This is a genomic window from Pseudoxanthomonas sp. J31 (genome assembly GCF_000510725.1).
Taxonomy (GTDB): domain Bacteria; phylum Pseudomonadota; class Gammaproteobacteria; order Xanthomonadales; family Xanthomonadaceae; genus Pseudoxanthomonas.
The window spans coordinates 69652-87423 of record NZ_AZNZ01000003.1 but is presented as its reverse complement, the minus strand read 5'-3'; the positions used below and the strand labels follow the sequence as shown (position 1 = coordinate 87423).

The window sequence follows — 17772 nt, the reverse complement described above, 5'->3', positions numbered from 1 at the left end:
CCGGAGCCACTCACCGCAGGAATCCCCCGCCCGCCCCGCACCGGCGTCGCGCCGGTCCCGCGGCGGCTTGCGGCCCCGCCCGGTCGAGAGAACACCGTCCGCCCGATGCAGTCCCAGCCACGCCCCACCCCCAGCGGACCCCGCTTCGTCCGCCAGCTGGCCCAGCTGGCCGGCACGGCGGCCGACGCGCCAGCGCATCCGCTGTCGCAGCTGCTGAGCCACTGGCTGGAATGGAAGCAGGCGGTGGCGCTGGCACGGGTGCTGGACGCACCGGCGGGCACGGGCCCGGCGGCCGTGTCCCCGGCCGGGGACGCGGCGGCGGAACTGGCCGAGGCCCGCGCCGCGCTGGCGCAATCGATCGGCCGCGACCGCGCCTTCGCCGCGCCGCCCGAAGGCCCGCGCCCACCGTTCGAATGGAGCTACTTCCAGCAACGGCACATGGCCCTGCAGCACCTGCTGGAAAGCGGCAGCGGACGCTTGCGCGAGACCCTGCGCCAGCGCCTGGCCGCCCGCTCCCCGGCCCTGGCGCGGCTGGCCGCGGTGGACGCGGTGATGGAACAGGCCCTGGCCCGTCCCACCCGCAGCCTGCTGGGCCGCGCCACCGCGGTGCTGGAACACCGCTTCCAGGAACTGCTGTCCGCCAGCGACGAGGCGCCCGGGACCGAGGCGCCCGCCTGGCTGGAACGCTTCCGCCACGACATGCACGAGCTGCTGCTCGCCGAACTGGATATCCGCCTGCAACCCGCCGAAGGCCTGCTTGCCGCCCTCGGCCCCGCCCCCGATGGAACCCATGCAACGAATCCTCCCTGAACTGGCCACCTTCCTCGCCGGCCTGGCCGTGGTGTGCTGGATCGGCGCCGGCTATGCCGCCGGCCACCCGCTGGCCCTGCTGTTCACCCTGCTGGTGCTGGCCTTCTACCTGTTGGGCGCGCTGGAACTGCGCCGCTACCGCCAGGCCACCACCGGCCTGGAGCGCGCGCTGGACGGTCTGGACGCCGCGCCGGCCAGCCTGGAAGCGTGGCTGGCGCAGCTGGATCCGGGCCTGCGCGAGCCGGTGCGCCTGCGCATCGAGGGCGGCCGCCTGCCACTGCCGGGCCCGGCGCTGGTGCCGTACCTGGTCGGCCTGCTGGTGCTGCTGGGCATGCTCGGCACCCTGCTGGGCATGATGACCACGTTGCGCGGCACTGGCGTGGCCCTGGAAGGCACGGCCGAGCTGGACGCGATCCGCGATGCGCTGGCCGCCCCGGTGCGCGGCCTGGGCTTCGCCTTCGGCACCTCGATCGCCGGCGTGGCCGCTTCGGCCGCGCTGGGCCTGCTGTCGGCGCTGTGCCGGCGCGGCCGCGCGCGCGCCGCGCAGCGCCTGGACGCCGCCGCCGCGGGCGTGCTGCGCCCGTGGTCGCAGGCGTACCAGCGCGAACAGACGGTGCAGCTGCTGCAGGCCCAGGCCGGGCTGCTGCCGGCCCTGGTGGAACGCCTGGAACGGATGGCGGCCGCCCTGGAGCAGCGCGAGGCCGCCAGCGCCGAGCGCCAGCTGGCGCAACAGGAGGCCTTCCACGCCCGCACCGAGGCCACCTTCCGCGAGCTGGCCGGCTCGGTCCAGGCCACCCTGTCCGACAGCGTGGCCGCAAGCGCGCGCGAGGCCCGCGCCGCGGTGCAGCCGGTGCTGGAATCGACCCTGGCGGCGATCGCCGGCCACGCCGAGTCGACCCGCGACAGCGTCACCAGCGCGGTGCAGCGGCACCTGGACGGCGCCGGCGAAAGCCTGCGCGCGCTGGGCGGGGAGATCGCCGCGCAGTGGAGCCAGGCGCTGCAGGCCCAGCGCGAAGCCGGCGCGGCCCTGCTGCAGGACCTGCGCGGTGGCCAGGAGCAGCTGGTCCAGGCCATGGGCCAGCAGGCCGAAACCCTGGTGGGGCGGATCGGCGCGCAGCTGGAACAGGCCGGCAGCGGCCTGGCCGCCGGCTGGGAACAGGTGCTGGCGCGCCAGGACGAGGCCAACCGCGCCGCCACCGAACAGCAGCGCCAGGCGCTGGCCGAGGCCGCCGGCGCGATCGAGCGCCAGTCCGCCGCCCTGCTGGACTCGCTGGAGCAGGCGCACGCGCAGCTGCAGGCCGCCTTCGCCAGCCAGGAGCAGGAACGCCTGGCCCGCTGGAGCGCCACCCTCGAGCATGCCGGCGCCGCCCTGCGCGAGCAGTGGCAGCAGGCCGGCGAGCAGGCCGCGGCGCGCCAGCAGGCGGTGTGCGACACCCTGGCCAGCACCGCCACGCAGATCAGCGAGCGCACCCAGGCCCAGGCCGAGGCCACCATCGCCGAGATCTCGCAGCTGGCCCGCACCGCCGCCGAGGCGCCGCGGGCCGCGGCCGAGGTCATCACCGAGGTGCGCCGCCAGCTGTCCGAAAGCCTGGCCCGCGACACCGCCCTGCTGGAGGAGCGCAGCCAGCACATGGCCATGTTCGGCCAGCTGCTGGAAGGCGTGAACCGCGCCTCCGGCGAGCAGCGCGCCGCGCTGGAATCGCTGGTCGAGTCCACCGCCTCCCTGCTCGAGCGCACCGGCGCCCGCTTCGAGGAGCAGGTGCAGGCGCGCGGCGGGCAGCTTCAGGAAGCCGGCGCCCAGGTGGCCGCCGGCGCCGCCGAGGTCGCCAGCCTGGCCGAGGCCTTCGGCGCCGCGGTCGAGGCCTTCGCCCAGGGCAATGCCCTGCTGGTGGAGCGCATGCAGCAGATCGAGGCGGCGCTGGAGAAGGCCGCCGCGCGTAGCGAGGAGCAGCTGGCCTACTACGTGGCCCAGGCCCGCGAGGTGATCGACCTGGGCGTGCTCAGCCAGAAGCAGATCGTCGAGGACCTGCAGCGCCTGTCGGCGCGGAGCGCGGCATGATCGAGCACGCCGGCGAAGAGGACGGCCTGGCGGCGCCGGTCTGGGCAGCGTTCGCCGACCTGATGGCGGTGCTGCTGGGCGTGTTCGTGCTGATCCTGGTCTGCGTGATCGGGGTGCAGCTGCAGCTGTCGGCGCGGCTGGACGAGGCGGTGCGCCAGCGCCAGGCCGAGGCGCAACAGCGCCAGGCGCTGGAACAGGCGCTGGCCGCGCCACTGGCCGACGGCCGCATCACCCTGGTCGACGGCCGCATCGGCATCCGCGGCAACGTGCTGTTCGCGCTCAATTCCGACCAGCTGCAGCCGGAGGGCCGCCAGGTCCTGCGCGCGCTGGCCGCGCCGCTGGCCGGCTACCTCAAGGCGCGCGAGCAGGTGCTGATGGTCAGCGGCTTCACCGACGACCGTCCGGTGCACGAGGGCAACCGCCGCTTCGCCGACAACTGGGAACTGTCGGCGCAGCGCGCGCTGACCGTGACCCGCACCCTGATCGAGGAAGGCGTGCCGGCCGACTCGGTGTTTGCCGCCGCCTTCGGCGAGCACCAGCCGGTCGGCTCCAACGCCGACGAGGAAGGACGCGCGCGCAACCGCCGCGTGGAAATCGCGCCCGTGCCCCGTCCCGTGCGCACCGCCGGTGCCGCCGATGCCGACTGAGGACATCCAGGCCCGCCTCGAGCGCTGGCGCGCCACCGGCGCCGACCGCACCCAGCCGCTGCGCTTCGCCGCGCTGCAGGCGCTGGCGCGGCGCGCACGGGCGCAGCAGGGCCTGGCGCGGGAGCGGACCGAGGCGCGCCTGGCACGCCTGGTCGAGCGCTATGCCCCCGCGCTGGACGCGGTTGCGCCCGCGCCCGCGCCCGCCCCGCCGGCGGCGCCCACACCGGGGCCGCTGGCGGAACTTGTCGCGCAGCTGGACGGCATCGCCCGCCAGCGCCACGGCACCACCGCCTCCGGCGAGGTGCAGGAAATGGCCGTGCTCGGCGAGCTGCGCCGGTTGTGGGCGCAGGTACGCAGCGAGAGCCAGCTGCGGCGCTCGCTGCAGGACCTGCCCGAGGACGCCGGCCCGCTCAACTCCGGCAAGCTGGTGTACCGCGCGCTGAACCTGATGGGGCAGCTGTCGCCGCAGTACCTGCGCCACTTCCTCGCCCACCTGGACACCCTGGCCTGGATCGGCCAGGTCGACCCACCGCCGGCACGGCCCGCGGAAAAGGCCGCCGCGCCGGCGCGCAAGCGCAGCCGCAAGCGCGCCGCCACCGCGGATTGAACGCATCGGCGGTTTCCTGCGCGGGGAGGCTTGGCGAACCGCAAAGGCCGCGCTAGAATGCGCGCCCTGACGTCACCGTCACCGTGGGGCCATAGCTCAGCTGGGAGAGCGCGTCGTTCGCAATGACGAGGTCGGGAGTTCGATCCTCCCTGGCTCCACCAATAACAAAACCCCAACCGTTCTCGGTTGGGGTTTTTTCTTGCCCGATCGCGCCGACTCCCGCGTGTTCGCGGGGATTCCTGCGGAAGCCTGCGGACTTCGGCATCCGGCCTATGGCACCGTCCGGGGCCACCTTCCACTCTCTCTCGCCGTTTTTCTCTCCGGCCTCGCTCGCTGAAACTGGCACGAAGTCCGCAAAGGCCACAACGCGACACCATACAGATCAATGGCTTACGCGCGGACGAATCAAGCGGTTTGATTGCAGCATCGGCAGGCACAGGAAACCATGATCGTTGTGTTTTGTCGGTAATTATTGACAACTACCGACGTTCCGCAACATTATGACGGCATGGGCAGTTCACACCAGAGCATTCTGGAACTTGCCGCCCAGCGCGGCCTTATTCGCCCACGTGATCTCAATGAGCGCGGGCTACCCACTGTCGCTCTCACGCGGCTGGTGCGGCAAGGGCTGCTCCAGCGCGTGGGACGGGGCCTGTATGCGATTCCGGACCGGCCCGTCTCGGAGCACGGCGCGCTGGCCGAAGTGGCACGCAAACACCCGCAGGCCATCGTCTGCCTGCTGTCGGCACTGCGCGTGCACGAACTCACCACACAGTCGCCGTTCGAGGTCTGGCTGGCCATCCCGAACAAGGCCCGCGCGCCCAAGATGGATTATCCCCCGCTGCGCATCGTGCGCTTCACCGGCACAGCGCTGACGGAGGGGATCGAGGAACACTCCGTCGATGGTGTGCCGGTGCGCGTGACCAACGTCGCCCGGACGGTGGCCGACTGCTTCAAGTTCCGCAACAAGATCGGCCTCGATGTCGCGCTGGAGGCGCTGCAGGAAGCCTGGCGCGCCAAGCGTGTCAGCATGGATGAGCTGTGGCGCTTTGCTGAGCTGTGCCGAGTGGCCAATGTGATGCGGCCCTACCTGGAGAGTCTGACGTGAGCAAACGGAACACCGCCGCCTCGGTCCGCGCGCGACTGCTCGTCAAGGCCCGCACCGACAAGCAGGACTTCAACCTCGTCCTCACCCGCTACGCCTTGGAGCGGCTCCTGTATCGCCTGAGCGTCTCGGCTCATGCCGACCATTTTCTCCTGAAGGGGGCGTTACTGTTCGACCTGTGGTTCGACATCCCGCATCGTCCGACACGCGACGCCGACCTGCTGGGCTTCGGCTCGGCCGAGATTCCGCATGTCGAGGCGGCGTTTCGGGAGATCTGTGCGGTGGAACTGGACGACGGCATACGCTTCCAAGCCGACTCGGTACACGCGGAGGAGATCCGCAAGGAAGCCAACTACTCCGGTGTCCGGGTCACGCTCCTCGGACTGTTGGACGGTGCCCGATGCCACGTGCAGGTCGACGTGGGTTTCGGTGACGCCGTGACACCCGGCCCCGAGGCTGTCGATTACCCGGTGATGCTGCCGGACATGCCTGCCCCGAAGCTGCGTGCCTACCCCCGCTACACGGTCGTCGCCGAGAAACTGGAGGCGCTGGTGTCACTCGGCATCGCCAATAGCCGCATGAAGGATTACTTCGACCTCTGGATCTTGTCGCGCCACAGCGAATTCGACGGCGCGCTCCTGTCCAAGGCGATCCACGCCACCTTCGAGCGCCGCAGGACGCCGCTGCCGGACGGCGTCCCCTTCGGCTTAAGTGACGAATTCGCTCAGGATCGGCAGAAGCAGACCCAATGGCAGGCATTTCTGAGGAAGAATGCTTTGGTCGAGCTTCAGCTTTCCGAGGTCATTGCCGGGCTGCGTGCGTTCCTGTCATTCCCGCTGGACGCGCTACGGCAAGCTGCCGCTTTTCCGCTGGCGTGGCGTGCAGATAGCGGGTGGACGCCGAGCACCGAGGAATCTGGCCGATGACCTGGAATCCGGATCTGCTCTTGGAGGATTTTCGCCGTGTCGCCGGCATGGCCGGCGTCTCGTTGGCGCCCGATGCCATCGCGATCGATCGACGCCCTGCGCCGCATGTGCCGCCCAAGCCGCTACCGCCCGGCAAGATGGCCGTCTACGTCTTCGCGTTCGGGCAGCATGTGCTGAAGGTCGGGAAGGTCGGCCCCAACAGCGCTGCCCGCTACACGGCTCAACACTACAACGCCGGCAGCGCGAAGAGCACCCTGGCAGCATCGTTGATCAAACACGGCGAGCGCATCGGCGTCGCCGGCCTGAACGAGACGAACGTCCCCGGCTGGATCAGGGAGCACACCGATCGGGTGAACTTCATCCTCGATGCGGTGCTCGGCATCCACGTACTCAACCTGCTCGAAGCGTTCCTGCAGTGCCGCCTCCAGCCCGAGTTTGAGGGATTCTCCAACCAACGGATGATCGATCGCGAGGGCGAACAGGAATGAAAGAAGACATCCTCGAACAAATGGTGGACGAGTACCTGCAGCACAAAGGGTACTTCACCAGGCACAACATCAAGTTCCGCCCTGCCGGCGATCACGCGGAGTACGACACTCGCCAGGACGCCGTGCACAGCGACATCGACGTGATCGGCATCCACCCGCGACTCGACGGCGCGCGTCGGGTGATCGTGGTGAGCTGCAAGAGCTGGCAGAGTGGCTTTCGTCCCGAATACTGGATCGACGCCATCGCGAAAAACAAGGTGGTCTCGGGGCGCGAAGCGTGGCGCGGATTTCGCGAGCTGACCAAGGAGAAATGGGCAACGGCGTTCAGGGCGACGGTCGCCGAGCTGACGGGATCGTCCTCGTTCACCTACATCACGGCCGTCACGAAAGTCATCGGCAGCCGATCGGCCTGGCAGGACAACGCGACGTTTCGTGAGCATCTCGGCGGTAACCCCATCGAGATCTTGACCTTCGGCGACATGCTGAAGGAACTCTTCCCGTTCATCGATACCACTCCGGCCTCATCCCAAGTCGGACGGGTTCTGCAGCTGATCAAGGCCTCCGGCTGGTCTCTCGACAAGTAAGCCAACCTGAAGGGTCAGAGCCGGCGGCAATCAGCGATCGATGATGGCTCGCTGCTCATCCCACAACAGCGGCGTCCCCGACGCCAGATCAAACAGGGTGACGTGATTCGGCAGCGTATCGTCCAGGATCGCGGCCACGATGTCCGGTGCCAGCGTGGTCAGGTTGACCATCCGGCTCACGTAGCTGTTGTCGATCTCCTCCCGCGCGGCGATCTCCTTCAGTGACGTCGCTTCCCCCGACTCCAGCATGGCCAGCCAGCGGTGCCCCCTGGCCAGCGCCAACTGGAGCGGCGTCGGTGTCATATCCCACGGCCTTACGGGAGCGGTTTCGCCGTTCGGCAGCGTGATCAGCTTGCGCCCGCTGCGCCGCTTGATCTGGATCGGCACCGACAGGGTCAGCCGGCCGTCACTCGTCTGGAGGATGTCCGGCTCGCCGGTCTTCTGGATGCGGATATCGCTCATGCCAACGCCTCCTCCGTCTGCTTGACGGGCTCAGGACGCAGCTCCAGCACCAGACGCTCGATGCCGTTGGCGCGCAGCCGCACCTCGAGATCGTTGGGCGACACGATGACTTTCTCAACCAGCAGCCGGACGACCCGGCTCTGCTCGGCCGGGAACAGCTGATCCCAGATCGCGCCGAGCCGGGTCATGGCCACCGTGACCTGCGCTTCATCCAAGGTCGGGTCGAGCTTGATCACCTGCGGCAATACCGCGCCCAGAAGATCGGGCGCGCGCAGGATCGCGCGCAACTGGTCGAGCACCGCCGATTCCAGTTCGGCGGCCGGCAGGCGCGGCAACCCGGACGCTCCCGCATATTCCTTGCAGTCTCGTTGCGGGACGTAATAGCGATAGCGGCGCCCGTTCTTTTTCGTGGTGTGCCAGGGCGACAGCGCCCGACCATCGTTGCCGAACACGATGCCCTTGAGCAGATAGGGCACGGTCGCCCGCGTGGTATTGCCGCGGACCCGGCCGTTGGTGGCCAGGATGGCGTGAGCCTGATCCCACAGCTCCCGGTCGATGATCGGCGGATGCTCGGCCGGGTACCACTGCTCCTTGTGGCGCAGTTCGCCGAGGTAGGTGCGGTTGTTGAGCAGCTTGTACACCAAACTCTTGTCGATCAGCTTGCCTTCCCTGACCTTGCCGTCCTGCGTGGTCCAGGATTTCGACGTCACGCCGTCCAGCCTCAACTCCTTGACCAGCATCGTGCTGGAGCCGAGCTCGACGAAACGGCGGAAGATGTGGCGGACCAGCTTGGCCTCGCTTTCGTTCGGGACCAGCCGGCGGTTCTCGACGTCGTAGCCAAGTGGCGGCACGCCGCCCATCCACATGCCCTTGCGCTTACTGGCGGCGATCTTGTCGCGAATACGCTCGCCGGTCACCTCCCGCTCGAACTGGGCGAAGGACAGGAGGATGTTCAGCATCAGCCGCCCCATCGAGGTGGTGGTGTTGAACTGCTGCGTGACCGAGACGAAGGACACCCCATACCGCTCGAACACTTCGACCATCTTGGAGAAGTCCGCCAGACTGCGTGTCAGACGGTCGATCTTGTAGATGACAACCACATCGATCTTGCCGGCCTCGATATCCGCCAACATCCGTTTGAGCGCCGGCCGGTCCATGTTGCCGCCCGAGAACGCGGGATCGTCGTAATCGTCGGCAACTGGAATCCAGCCCTCGGCGCGCTGGCTGGCGATGTAGGCATGGCCCGCGTCGCGCTGCGCATCGATGGAGTTGTATTCCTGGTCCAGGCCCTCGTCCGTGGACTTGCGCGTGTAGACCGCGCAGCGCATGCGACGCTTCAAGACTTCGCTCATCGCCGGCCTCCCTTCCTAGTGCCGGACTTGGGATTGGCCGACGGCTTGAGTCCGAAGAACAGCGGACCGAACCACCGTGTGCCCGTGATCTCGCGGGCGATCATCGAAAGGCTGGCGAAGGTGCGCCCCTGGAATTCGTACTGACCATCGGCGGTCGCGACAACCCTGTACTCGACGCCCTTGTATTCCCGGGTCAGCACCGTGCCGGCCGCCGGCCGATAATCGCGGTCGTGCTTCCTGACCTTGCCGGTTTCCACCAGATCGGCGATCCGCCGCTTGTTGCGATCCAGCAGTGGACCGGCCAGCCTTTCGTAGACATCCGGACGCCATAATTGATGGCAATGACCGAGGTGTTTATGGGCAACAGCAAGCAGTACACGGATGAGTTCCGGGCCGAAGCGGTGAAGCAGGTGATCGAGCGTGGCTTCACGGTGGTGGACGTCGCCTCCCGGATCGGCATTCCCAAGCACACGCTCTATGGATGGGTGCAGGCCGCCAGGAAGGCGACACCGGCATCCGGTGCTGCAGTAGCGCCGACCGACTCAGCCGAGATCCGCCGGCTCAAGGCCGAGCTGCGGCGGGTGACCGAGGAGCGCGACATCCTAAAAAAAGCCGCCGCGTACTTTGCCAAGGGGTAAGGGCGAAGTACGCGTTCATGCGTGCGCACGTCCGCGAGTTCCGTCTGGTGGCGATGTGCCGGGTGCTGGGTGTGCAACGCAGCGGCTATTACGCCTGGCTGCGCCACGGCGCCAGCACTCGCGAACGTGAGGATCAGCGTCTGCTGGGCCTGATCAAGCATCACTGGCTGGCCAGCGGGACAGTGTATGGCTATCGCAAGATCACCCTGGATCTGCGCGAGGCTGGCGAGCACTGTAGCCGGCACCGTGTCCTGCGCTTGATGAAGGCCGAGGGCCTGCGTGCGCAGGTCGGGTATGGCCGCAAGCCGCGCCATCGCGGCGGCCCCGTGGGCCTGGTGACCAATGTACTCAACCGGGACTTCACGCCAGAGGCCCCGAACAAGATCTGGGTCACGGACATCACCTACATTCGCACTTACGAGGGCTGGCTGTTCCTGGCGGCAGTGATGGACCTGTATTCGCGCCAGATCGTGGGCTGGGCCACGGCACCGACGATGACCAGCGATCTGGTGCTGCAGGCGCTGGTCGCCGCGGCATGGCGTCGCAAGCCGGGACCGGGCGTGATGGTCCACTCCGACCAGGGCTGTCAGTTCACCAGCAGCGATTGGCAGTCGTTCCTGAAGGCTCACCGGATGGTGCCGAGCATGAGTCGTCGCGGGAACTGCCATGACAACGCGGTGGCCGAGAGCTTCTTCAGCGTCTTGAAGAAGGAGCGGATCAAGCGAAGGATCTACCCGACACGGGCCACTGCGGCATCGGACGTGTTCGACTACATCGAGATGTTCTACAACCCCATCCGCCGACATGGTTCCGCTGGCGGACTGTCACCGGTAGAGTTTGAGAGGCGCTACGCGCAGAACGGCGACTGAGTGTCTACGGAAATCTGGCCGGTCCACCGCGCCAAATGGGCCGATGCACTGTCCATCAGCGTGCGGCCGGTGATCACCTATTGGTTCATGGCGCTGTACTGCGCGGCCAAGACCGCCGCCTTCGTCGGCGCGGTCGATGCAGGCGTCGGATGGATTCCGGCCATCCAGGCCGCCTGGACCGACGCCGACCAAGCCCTATGGGCCGGCGTGCTGAACTTCTGGTTCCTCGGCCGCGTCTTCGACCGGGTGCGCGCATGATTCCGGTCCCGCGGGCGGCCATCGAACTGGCCAAGCGCTTCGAAGGGTTTGAACGCAAGGTGAAGCGCGGCACGGAAATCAGTGCCATCCCCTACGTGTGCCCCGCAGGTTTCTGGACGATTGGTTACGGCCATCTCTGCGATCCGAAGCACCCACCGATCAGCGAGGCCGAAGCCGAGGTATATCTGGTTCGAGATCTGCAGACGGCACTCGCCGCAACGCTGCGCTACTGCCCGGTGCTGGCCACCGAACCCGAGAGCAGGCTCGCCGCCATCGTGGACTTCACGTTCAACCTCGGCGCGGGGCGGCTGCAGACGTCGACGCTACGGAGGCGAGTCAATCAGCGCGACTGGCCCAGCGCCGCAACCGAGCTGCGGCGCTGGGTCTTTGGCGGTGGCAAGGTGCTGCCGGGACTTGTCACGCGGCGGGAGGCCGAGGCGACTTGCCTGCTCCGCGCCGCCTGATAGGCCGGGTCGACTCGATCAAATCCCCGGTTGCAGCTCCACACGCACTTCGCGCGTTTTGCCGGCCCGTTCCACTGACAAGACCACCACATCGCCGACCTTCCTGTCGTCTAGCCGCGCGAGCAGCTTAGCCACATCGTCTGTCGCCTTGCCATCAACACCGATGATGCGGTCGCCGGGCACGATGCCTTGCGACGTGACTTCGACACCCGCGAGGCCGGCCTTGTGCGCTGCCGAACCAGGGGTAACACGCAGCACGAACACGCCCTTGCTTCCAGTCAGCGCCAGCAGGCGCTGATTGAGTTGTTCGTCCACCTCAATGCCCAGCGCCGGACGGATGTACTTACCAGTCTTGATGAGTTGCGGGACTACGCGCATGACGGTGTCCACCGGCACGGCGAAACCAATCCCGGCCGAGGCGCCGGAGGGGCTATAGATCGCCGTGTTGATGCCGATGAGCCTTCCTGCCGAATCGAGCAGCGGCCCACCGGAGTTGCCAGGGTTGATGGCGGCGTCGGTCTGGATGAGGTGATCGATGGCCGGGCCGCCCGCTTCTCCGGGTAACGAGCGGTCGAGCGCGGAGACGATGCCGGTGGTGAGCGTCCAGTCCAGGCCGAAGGGGTTGCCGATAGCGAACACCTTCTGACCCACCTTGAGGTCGGCACTGGTGCCGACCGGCACGGCCGGCGGGCGCTTGAAACCGACGCCGATCTTGAGCACAGCGATGTCGTGCGCTGGGCTTACCCCCACCAGCGCGGCCTGGTAGTCGCGGCCGTCGGCCAGTTTGACGGTGGCTTCGGACGCGCCCTGGATGACGTGGAAGTTGGTGACGACGTGGCCGGCGTCGTCCCAGATGAAGCCCGAGCCGGTGCCACGCGGCACGGAGAAGACGTTACGCGTCCAGACATCGCGTACCAATTGCGCGGTGGTGATGTAGACCACCGAGGCGCGCGATCTTTCGAACAGTTCGATGGTGGCTTTCTCGTCCGCCGCCAGGTCGCCGCGCGCCGTCACAGTCCGTTCTGCCGCCTCGCGCGGACTGAACCAGTCCTCGATGGCGGGCAGAAACTGCCACAGCAGCATGAGCGCGGCAATGCAGGCGGTGATGAAGAGCCAGCGACGGATAAAGTGGTCCTGTGGCGGGCGACCGTACGGGTCGGGGTAGGCCATGAGAAGTCTCCTGTTGATAGGCAATCAGCGCCATAGCCCGCTCGGGCGCCAGCGCGGCGGGCGCGGCGTCACAGCGGATTCCGGCAAGAAATGGGGCGCGTGAAACGGCAAGGCTGTTGCTGGTCCAGGCGCCAACGTCAGCAGGCGTGAGATACGATCTTGCGTTGCCGGATGGGTGCGCAACCAGGAAGGCTCGGGATTGCCCCATCCCGGCCACAGCCAGGCACGCCAGGAGCGACTGACCCGCTCGATCTTCGCCAGCGCGGACGCCAGCCCTTGCGGGTCGCCGGTCAGTTCCGCCGCGAGGCGGTCAGCGTCGAACTCACGCACGCGAGACAAGCCGAGCTGTGCGAGCAGGGCCAGCTGGGGCGAGGCGGCCAGCAGAAGCGGTCCAGGCCAATTGACCGCCACCGCGCCGGCCAGCAGTGCGGGCAAGCTGAACACAATAGCGATCTGTCCGACCATAGCCAGCAGGCTCGTGAGGCGACTGACGGAATCCGCCAGCCCCATGACACGCAGATCCTCATTAGCGATGTGCGCGACCTCGTGCGCGAGCACACCCGCCAGTTCGCGCGAACTCAGGTTGCGCAGCAGGCCATCGGTGAGGGCGATCGATGCATGCTGCTTCGAGCCGGTGGCGAAGGCGTTGACGACGGCACTGGGCACGTAGTGCGGCACCGGCGTGGCGGGCAAACCGGCACGGGCGGACAGCTCGCGCAACAGAGCCCAAATTTCCGGGGCTTCGTGCGGGCGCAAAGCGCGTGCGCGGTACAGGCGCAAGGTCAAGGCGGATGCGGCTGCCGGTTCCAGCAACAGCGTGCCTGCAACTGCAAACAGCGCGAGCCACAGGCCGCTTTCCCCGAACAGCAGGCTTCCTGCGGTGGCTGCGATCCCGATCAGGGTCAGGACCAACAGCCCAGTCTGCAGGCGGTTGAGCCAGCGGTGTTGCAACAACGCCGCGCGCGGGTCACTGGGATGATGACGGATCATGCTCAGATGTCTTGGCGGCGCGGTCGTCGCGCTCGCGCAGCAGCCAGTAAGTGGCACCGAGCGCCAGTGTGGCTCCTGCAAGCGCGGCGATCTTGCCAGGGCTCGCCTCGGCGTCGAGGATCACGAATTTGCGCGCCAGCGCGATCAGGCCGATGAGGATCACGGTCTTGACCTGGATGATGCTGTCCCGACGCAGCGCCACGCGCACGATGGAATGCTTGAACTCCATCGCGATCAAGAGCGTCATGATCATGCCGAACACACTCTGGAATACCTTGTGATCCAGGGGATTGAAGGCATCGAGGACCAGCAGCGTGAAGACGATGGCGATGAGCTGGAACAGCGACACCACGATGATGACGGCAATTACCGCCGACAGAACGAGGGCGACGACCTGCTCGAAGCGCTCGTAAACCGTCATCAACCGCCACTGGGAGCGCATCTCGTCAAGGGCCGTGTGGCCAGATTCTTTATGCATAAGCGTTGCGCTCCCTCTTTCAATGAAACGTTAATGGAACGGGGAGTCCGAGAAGACGACTCGATTGCACCTGAATCATCGGGGCAATTGCGAAGCCACCCAGCGCATAATGTCCTGCGCGCCCGTGGCGCCCGCCTGACGTGCAACCTCATGCCCCCCTCGGAACAAAATCAGGGTTGGAATGCTGCGAATACCGAACTGGGCGGCCAGGTGAGGCTCGGCCTCGGTATTTACCTTGGCCAACCTCACCTTGGGTTCAAGCAGGGAGGCTGCCTGCTCGAACTGAGGCGCCATCATCTTGCACGGTCCGCACCACGGCGCCCAAAAGTCAACCAGCAGCGGCAGGTCACTGCGCTCCAGATGACGGGCGAAGGTCGCTGTGGTCAGATCAATGGGTTCTCCGGTGAACAGCGGGTGCTGGCACCGCCCGCAATTGGGCTTCTCTGCCAACTTGTTGGCTGGCACGCGATTGATGGATTGGCAGTGTGGGCAGACGATATGAATGCTGTCACTCATGAGGTGGCCCCTTGGGACACAGAGGAAGTAATGGCTCCGGCAGTTGGGTCGCTGTGACATGGGGATTCGAGCTGTAGCCCTTGTGTCAGTTGCCGGATGCTGTATTCATCCAGCGTTTCCCGTGCGAGCAGTTCGCGCGCGCACCGCTCCAGCACTTCTCGGTTGATTTCGAGAATTCGGTATGCACGATCAAACACACCCATCACGATGTCACGGATGGCTTGGTCGATGCGTGTCTGAGTCGATTCGGCTACCCGGCAGCCACCCTGTACCAGTTCAGGCGCATCAAGAAAACGCGGCCTCTGTGCCTCAAAAGCAACGTACCCCAAGCCCTCATCCATGCCGAAGCGCGTAATCATGTCGCGGGCGATGTCGGTGGCCCGCGCGAGATCGTCTGAAGCCCCTGTGGACAGCTCGCCAAACACGAGCTTCTCAGCCGCGCGCCCTCCCAGGAGCACGGCGATCTTGTGCTCCAGGTCGGCACGTGTCATCAGAAATCGGTCTTCGGTGGGCCGCTGCAGGGTGTAGCCGAGTGCACCGATGCCACGCGGAACGATTGAAATCCTGTGTACCGGATCGGTGCCGGGCAGCGCCAGCGCCACCAGCGCATGCCCCATCTCGTGATAGGCCACGGTTTCCCGCTCCTTCGGATTGAGCACACGGTTCTTCCTTTCCAGGCCGGCCACGATGCGCTCGATGGCGGCGGTGAAGTCTTGCAGTTCCACAGCCTGCGCCTTGCGCCGCGTCGCGTTCAGCGCTGCTTCGTTCACGAGATTGGCCAGATCAGCGCCGGAAAAGCCGGTGGTCAGCGCCGCCACCTGTTCGAGATCGATATCCTGAGCCAGCGTCACCTTCTTGACGTGGACCTTCAGGATATCCAGGCGACCTTTCTTGTCGGGCCGGTCCACCAGCACCTGACGGTCGAAGCGACCGGCGCGCAGCAGCGCCTGGTCGAGGATTTCGGGCCGGTTGGTGGCGGCGAGGATGATCAGCCCCACCGAGCTGTCGAAGCCGTCCATCTCGGTGAGCAGCTGGTTGAGCGTCTGCTCACGCTCGTCGTGGCCGCCGATGGGCCCGCCGACGCCGCGTGCACGGCCCAGCGCGTCGAGTTCATCGATGAAGATGATGGCCGGCGCCTGCCCGCGCGCCTGCTCGAACAGGTCGCGCACCCGCGCCGCGCCCACGCCGACAAACATCTCGACGAACTCCGAGCCGGAGATAGAGAAGAACGGTACCCCGGCCTCGCCCGCCACGGCCTTGGCCAGCAGGGTCTTGCCCGTGCCGGGCGGGCCAACCAGCAACACACCTTTCGGGATGCGCGCGCCGAGGCGGCCGTAATCCTGCGGGTTCTTCAGGAAGTCGACGATTTCGACCAGCTCGGCCTTGGCCTCATCGACACCCGCGACATCGGCAAAGGTGACGCCGGTGTTCTTCTCCATGAACACCTTGGCGCGGCTCTTGCCGATGCTCAGGAAGCCGCCCATGCCCTGCTTCTCGGCGAAGCGGCGGAACAGGAAGAACCAGACGCCGAAGAAGGCCACCGCCGGCAGAATCCAGGAGAGCACATCACGTAGCCAGGTGCTTTCCACCACCCGCGCGTAAGGCACGTCGTACTTGGACAGCCGCTCGGCCAGGTCGGGTTCGACGCGAGTGGCCACGATGGTGGTCTTGCCCTGGCTGTCCGGCGATTTCAGGCGCCCGGTGACCGTGCGGTCCGACACCAGCACTTCGGCGACGCGCCCCTCGGCCAGCGCCTTCTCGAATTCGCTGTAGGGCACGGGCTCGACGGTCTTGGCCGCCTGCCAGTAGTTCTGCAGCGTCAGCAGCAACAGGCCGGCGACGATCCAGTAGCCAATGTTCCATTGATCTTTCTTTTCCATGGCAATGTTCCTCGCAAGTCGTGCCGCTAGAGAATGGGGGTGAACAGACGGGCCACCCCGTCGCGCAAGCGGATGGCCAGCGGGCGGGCGCGCAACGCCATGGCCGATATCTCGTTCGATGCATCACGGGCGGCATCAAAAAGGGATTCCAGCCGCGTAGACAGCGCGGTGTCGTACACCTCCACATTGAACTCGAAGTTGAGGCGCAGGCTGCGCGCATCCCAATTGGCCGAACCCAGGCAGCACCACTGGCCGTCTATCAGCATCAGCTTGCTGTGGTCGAACGGGCCAGGCCGTTCGAAGATGCGTACACCGTGCTCCAGCACCTGCCAGTAGTGGGCGCGCGCGGCCCATTGCACCGTGGGATGGTCGCCGTTTGCGGGCGTCAGCACCTCGACGCGCACGCCGCGCAACGCGGCCGTGCTCAGCGCCGCGATCATCGGCTGATCGGGCACGAAGTAAGGTGTCCAGATGCGCACCGAATGCTTCGCCGCGCTCAAAGCGCCCATGAAGGTCCAGCGCAGCCGGTCCAGGGCCTCATCGGGACCGGCCTCGATGCCGCGCGCCCAAGAGGTTCCTTGCTCATCAGCCGTTGCGGGCGGTTCGCCCCAGAAACCCTCGTTGAGCCGCTCGCCCGTGGTATCGCACCAATCGTCGGTGAAGCACCGCATCAGATGCGCAACCACCGGCCCGCGCAGACGAAAGTGCAAATCGTGACAGGCCTGCTCCGGCGCATCGGGCCGCCAATACGGGCTGACGATGTTCATGCCGCCGGTGAAACCCGTCTCGCCATCGATCACCAGCAGCTTGCGGTGATTGCGCAGATGAGCGGCATGCAGGCGCGCGGGAATCAACGTCGGGTTGAACGTCGCCACCGGAACGCCGGCGCGCTGCAAGGCGCGGTAGGCGCTGCGGGGCGTCCAGCGGGCATACACGTCGTCGATCAGCACCCGTACTTGCACGCCGCGCTCATGAGCCCGGCGCAGCGCATCGACGAACTGCGCCCCGATGCCTTGGCTGTCGAAGATGTACGAGGTCAAGGCGACGCTGTACCGCGTCGATTCGATGGCGGCGAGCATGGCCGGGTAGGCCTGCTCGCCATCGACAAGCGGCTCGATGCGGTTGCCGCCGGTCAGCGACTGGCCGGTGGCGCGTCCCACTAGGTGGGCCAGACCGGCAAGCGGCGGCGATACAGCCTCGGGCATCGTGGGCGAGAGGTCCTGCCGAGCAGCAGGATCTGCCCCCGAGAAGAGCCGCCGCGCCCGCCGCTGGTAACGGTTGATGCCGAACAGCCCATACAGCAGCGAACCGCCCAGCGGCAACAAGGCGATCAGCAGTACCCACAGCGTGGCCGATCGAGGGTCACGCTTGTAGATGACCGCGTGCCCCGCTGTGGGGATAGCGACCGCCAGCGACACGAGGGTGGCTGCCCATGTCAGCCCGTTGGGGTCGGACACGACAGCCTCCTC

At 66.9% G+C, this 17772-nt stretch carries 20 protein-coding genes and 1 tRNA gene; 12 read left to right on the top strand and 9 right to left on the bottom strand.

The window, feature by feature from the left end; genetic code table 11:
• Positions 1-105: 105 nt before the first annotated feature.
• The 9 genes from PSEJ31_RS0106085 (at position 106) to PSEJ31_RS0106045 (ending at position 7226) form a co-directional block, all read left to right on the top strand.
• Positions 106-810 (top strand): DUF3348 domain-containing protein, encoded by a 705-nt coding sequence (locus PSEJ31_RS0106085; RefSeq protein WP_028914942.1) that lies wholly within the window; start codon positions 106-108, stop codon positions 808-810.
• Positions 791-2869 (top strand): DUF802 domain-containing protein, encoded by a 2079-nt coding sequence (locus PSEJ31_RS0106080; protein WP_028914941.1) that lies wholly within the window; start codon positions 791-793, stop codon positions 2867-2869. Before PSEJ31_RS0106085 ends, PSEJ31_RS0106080 begins: the two co-directional genes overlap by 20 nt.
• Positions 2866-3516: an OmpA family protein gene (locus PSEJ31_RS0106075; protein ID WP_019399674.1), complete on the top strand. Its 651-nt coding sequence runs from the start codon at positions 2866-2868 to the stop codon at positions 3514-3516. The genes PSEJ31_RS0106080 and PSEJ31_RS0106075 overlap by 4 nt, the downstream gene beginning before the upstream one ends.
• Complete coding sequence (locus PSEJ31_RS0106070) at positions 3506-4123, top strand: DUF2894 domain-containing protein (RefSeq protein WP_037034699.1); 618 nt, start codon at positions 3506-3508, stop codon at positions 4121-4123. The genes PSEJ31_RS0106075 and PSEJ31_RS0106070 overlap by 11 nt, the downstream gene beginning before the upstream one ends.
• Positions 4124-4208: 85 nt before the next feature.
• Positions 4209-4284 (top strand) — tRNA-Ala (locus PSEJ31_RS0106065).
• A 311-nt stretch (positions 4285-4595) separates the two neighbouring features.
• Positions 4596-5231, top strand: a complete 636-nt coding sequence (locus tag PSEJ31_RS0106060; protein WP_232210985.1) for an AbiEi antitoxin N-terminal domain-containing protein — start codon at positions 4596-4598, stop codon at positions 5229-5231.
• Positions 5228-6154 carry a nucleotidyl transferase AbiEii/AbiGii toxin family protein gene (locus PSEJ31_RS0106055; RefSeq protein WP_019397543.1) on the top strand — a complete coding sequence of 309 codons (927 nt, stop codon included), beginning with the start codon at positions 5228-5230 and terminating at the stop codon, positions 6152-6154. The genes PSEJ31_RS0106060 and PSEJ31_RS0106055 overlap by 4 nt, the downstream gene beginning before the upstream one ends.
• Positions 6151-6642: a hypothetical protein gene (locus PSEJ31_RS0106050; RefSeq protein ID WP_037034649.1), complete on the top strand. Its 492-nt coding sequence runs from the start codon at positions 6151-6153 to the stop codon at positions 6640-6642. The genes PSEJ31_RS0106055 and PSEJ31_RS0106050 overlap by 4 nt, the downstream gene beginning before the upstream one ends.
• A complete protein-coding gene (locus tag PSEJ31_RS0106045) occupies positions 6639-7226 on the top strand; it encodes an NERD domain-containing protein (protein WP_028914937.1) in 588 nt (195 codons plus the stop codon). The genes PSEJ31_RS0106050 and PSEJ31_RS0106045 overlap by 4 nt, the downstream gene beginning before the upstream one ends.
• A 30-nt stretch (positions 7227-7256) precedes the next feature.
• On the opposite strand, the gene PSEJ31_RS0106040 is transcribed toward PSEJ31_RS0106045, so the two are convergent.
• Genes PSEJ31_RS0106040 through PSEJ31_RS17320 form a run of 3 tightly spaced genes read right to left on the bottom strand, consistent with a single transcriptional unit; the run spans position 7257 to position 9510 of the window.
• Positions 7257-7688, bottom strand: coding sequence for a hypothetical protein (locus PSEJ31_RS0106040; protein WP_028914936.1), 432 nt, complete (start codon positions 7686-7688; stop codon positions 7257-7259).
• Positions 7685-9040 carry a recombinase family protein gene (locus PSEJ31_RS0106035; RefSeq protein ID WP_028914935.1) on the bottom strand — a complete coding sequence of 452 codons (1356 nt, stop codon included), beginning with the start codon at positions 9038-9040 and terminating at the stop codon, positions 7685-7687. The genes PSEJ31_RS0106040 and PSEJ31_RS0106035 overlap by 4 nt, the downstream gene beginning before the upstream one ends.
• Positions 9037-9510: a DUF2924 domain-containing protein gene (locus PSEJ31_RS17320; protein WP_198015035.1), complete on the bottom strand. Its 474-nt coding sequence runs from the start codon at positions 9508-9510 to the stop codon at positions 9037-9039. Before PSEJ31_RS17320 ends, PSEJ31_RS0106035 begins: the two co-directional genes overlap by 4 nt.
• Here PSEJ31_RS17320 and PSEJ31_RS0106020 point away from each other — a divergent pair.
• The 3 genes from PSEJ31_RS0106020 (at position 9397) to PSEJ31_RS0106010 (ending at position 11269) form a co-directional block, all read left to right on the top strand.
• Positions 9397-10547, top strand: a protein-coding gene (locus PSEJ31_RS0106020; RefSeq protein ID WP_232210995.1) for an IS3 family transposase whose coding sequence is annotated in 2 segments (ribosomal slippage) — positions 9397-9643 and positions 9643-10547 — 1152 coding nt in all. Because the reading frame shifts where the segments join, the coding sequence is not laid out codon by codon here. The two genes, PSEJ31_RS17320 and PSEJ31_RS0106020, sit on opposite strands and share 114 nt — an antisense overlap.
• Positions 10548-10805, top strand: a complete 258-nt coding sequence (locus PSEJ31_RS15745; protein ID WP_232210984.1) for a hypothetical protein — start codon at positions 10548-10550, stop codon at positions 10803-10805. It begins immediately after the preceding gene.
• Positions 10802-11269 carry a lysozyme gene (locus tag PSEJ31_RS0106010; RefSeq protein ID WP_028914932.1) on the top strand — a complete coding sequence of 156 codons (468 nt, stop codon included), beginning with the start codon at positions 10802-10804 and terminating at the stop codon, positions 11267-11269. The genes PSEJ31_RS15745 and PSEJ31_RS0106010 overlap by 4 nt, the downstream gene beginning before the upstream one ends.
• Before the next feature lie 18 nt (positions 11270-11287).
• On the opposite strand, the gene PSEJ31_RS0106005 is transcribed toward PSEJ31_RS0106010, so the two are convergent.
• The 6 genes from PSEJ31_RS0106005 to cls form a co-directional block, all read right to left on the bottom strand.
• Positions 11288-12439, bottom strand: a complete 1152-nt coding sequence (locus tag PSEJ31_RS0106005; RefSeq protein WP_028914931.1) for a trypsin-like peptidase domain-containing protein — start codon at positions 12437-12439, stop codon at positions 11288-11290.
• 24 nt (positions 12440-12463) lie between these two features.
• Positions 12464-13429 carry a zinc metalloprotease HtpX gene (locus PSEJ31_RS0106000; RefSeq protein WP_028914930.1) on the bottom strand — a complete coding sequence of 322 codons (966 nt, stop codon included), beginning with the start codon at positions 13427-13429 and terminating at the stop codon, positions 12464-12466.
• Complete coding sequence (locus PSEJ31_RS0105995) at positions 13407-13907, bottom strand: phosphate-starvation-inducible PsiE family protein (protein ID WP_037034643.1); 501 nt, start codon at positions 13905-13907, stop codon at positions 13407-13409. Before PSEJ31_RS0105995 ends, PSEJ31_RS0106000 begins: the two co-directional genes overlap by 23 nt.
• A 75-nt stretch (positions 13908-13982) precedes the next feature.
• Positions 13983-14423: a thioredoxin TrxC gene (gene trxC, locus PSEJ31_RS0105990; protein ID WP_028914928.1), complete on the bottom strand. Its 441-nt coding sequence runs from the start codon at positions 14421-14423 to the stop codon at positions 13983-13985.
• Positions 14420-16303 carry an ATP-dependent zinc metalloprotease FtsH gene (gene ftsH, locus PSEJ31_RS0105985; protein ID WP_028914927.1) on the bottom strand — a complete coding sequence of 628 codons (1884 nt, stop codon included), beginning with the start codon at positions 16301-16303 and terminating at the stop codon, positions 14420-14422. The genes trxC and ftsH overlap by 4 nt, the downstream gene beginning before the upstream one ends.
• Positions 16304-16329: 26 nt before the next feature.
• A complete protein-coding gene (gene cls, locus PSEJ31_RS0105980) occupies positions 16330-17760 on the bottom strand; it encodes a cardiolipin synthase (protein ID WP_026010804.1) in 1431 nt (476 codons plus the stop codon).
• Positions 17761-17772: the final 12 nt, after the last annotated feature.

Excerpts from the sequence above, each read along its gene's own strand:
- PSEJ31_RS0106085 (WP_028914942.1), top strand. The coding sequence starts at position 106 with ATGCAGTCCCAGCCACGCCCCACCCCCAGCGGACCCCGCTTCGTCCGC.
- PSEJ31_RS0106080 (WP_028914941.1), top strand. The coding sequence starts at position 791 with ATGCAACGAATCCTCCCTGAACTGGCCACCTTCCTCGCCGGCCTGGCC.
- PSEJ31_RS0106075 (WP_019399674.1), top strand. The coding sequence starts at position 2,866 with ATGATCGAGCACGCCGGCGAAGAGGACGGCCTGGCGGCGCCGGTCTGG.
- PSEJ31_RS0106070 (WP_037034699.1), top strand. The coding sequence starts at position 3,506 with ATGCCGACTGAGGACATCCAGGCCCGCCTCGAGCGCTGGCGCGCCACC.
- PSEJ31_RS0106050 (WP_037034649.1), top strand. The coding sequence starts at position 6,151 with ATGACCTGGAATCCGGATCTGCTCTTGGAGGATTTTCGCCGTGTCGCC.
- PSEJ31_RS0106045 (WP_028914937.1), top strand. The coding sequence starts at position 6,639 with ATGAAAGAAGACATCCTCGAACAAATGGTGGACGAGTACCTGCAGCAC.
- PSEJ31_RS0106040 (WP_028914936.1), bottom strand. The coding sequence starts at position 7,688 with ATGAGCGATATCCGCATCCAGAAGACCGGCGAGCCGGACATCCTCCAG.
- PSEJ31_RS0106035 (WP_028914935.1), bottom strand. The coding sequence starts at position 9,040 with ATGAGCGAAGTCTTGAAGCGTCGCATGCGCTGCGCGGTCTACACGCGC.
- PSEJ31_RS0106010 (WP_028914932.1), top strand. The coding sequence starts at position 10,802 with ATGATTCCGGTCCCGCGGGCGGCCATCGAACTGGCCAAGCGCTTCGAA.
- PSEJ31_RS0106005 (WP_028914931.1), bottom strand. The coding sequence starts at position 12,439 with ATGGCCTACCCCGACCCGTACGGTCGCCCGCCACAGGACCACTTTATC.
- PSEJ31_RS0106000 (WP_028914930.1), bottom strand. The coding sequence starts at position 13,429 with ATGATCCGTCATCATCCCAGTGACCCGCGCGCGGCGTTGTTGCAACAC.
- PSEJ31_RS0105995 (WP_037034643.1), bottom strand. The coding sequence starts at position 13,907 with ATGCATAAAGAATCTGGCCACACGGCCCTTGACGAGATGCGCTCCCAG.
- trxC (WP_028914928.1), bottom strand. The coding sequence starts at position 14,423 with ATGAGTGACAGCATTCATATCGTCTGCCCACACTGCCAATCCATCAAT.
- ftsH (WP_028914927.1), bottom strand. The coding sequence starts at position 16,303 with ATGGAAAAGAAAGATCAATGGAACATTGGCTACTGGATCGTCGCCGGC.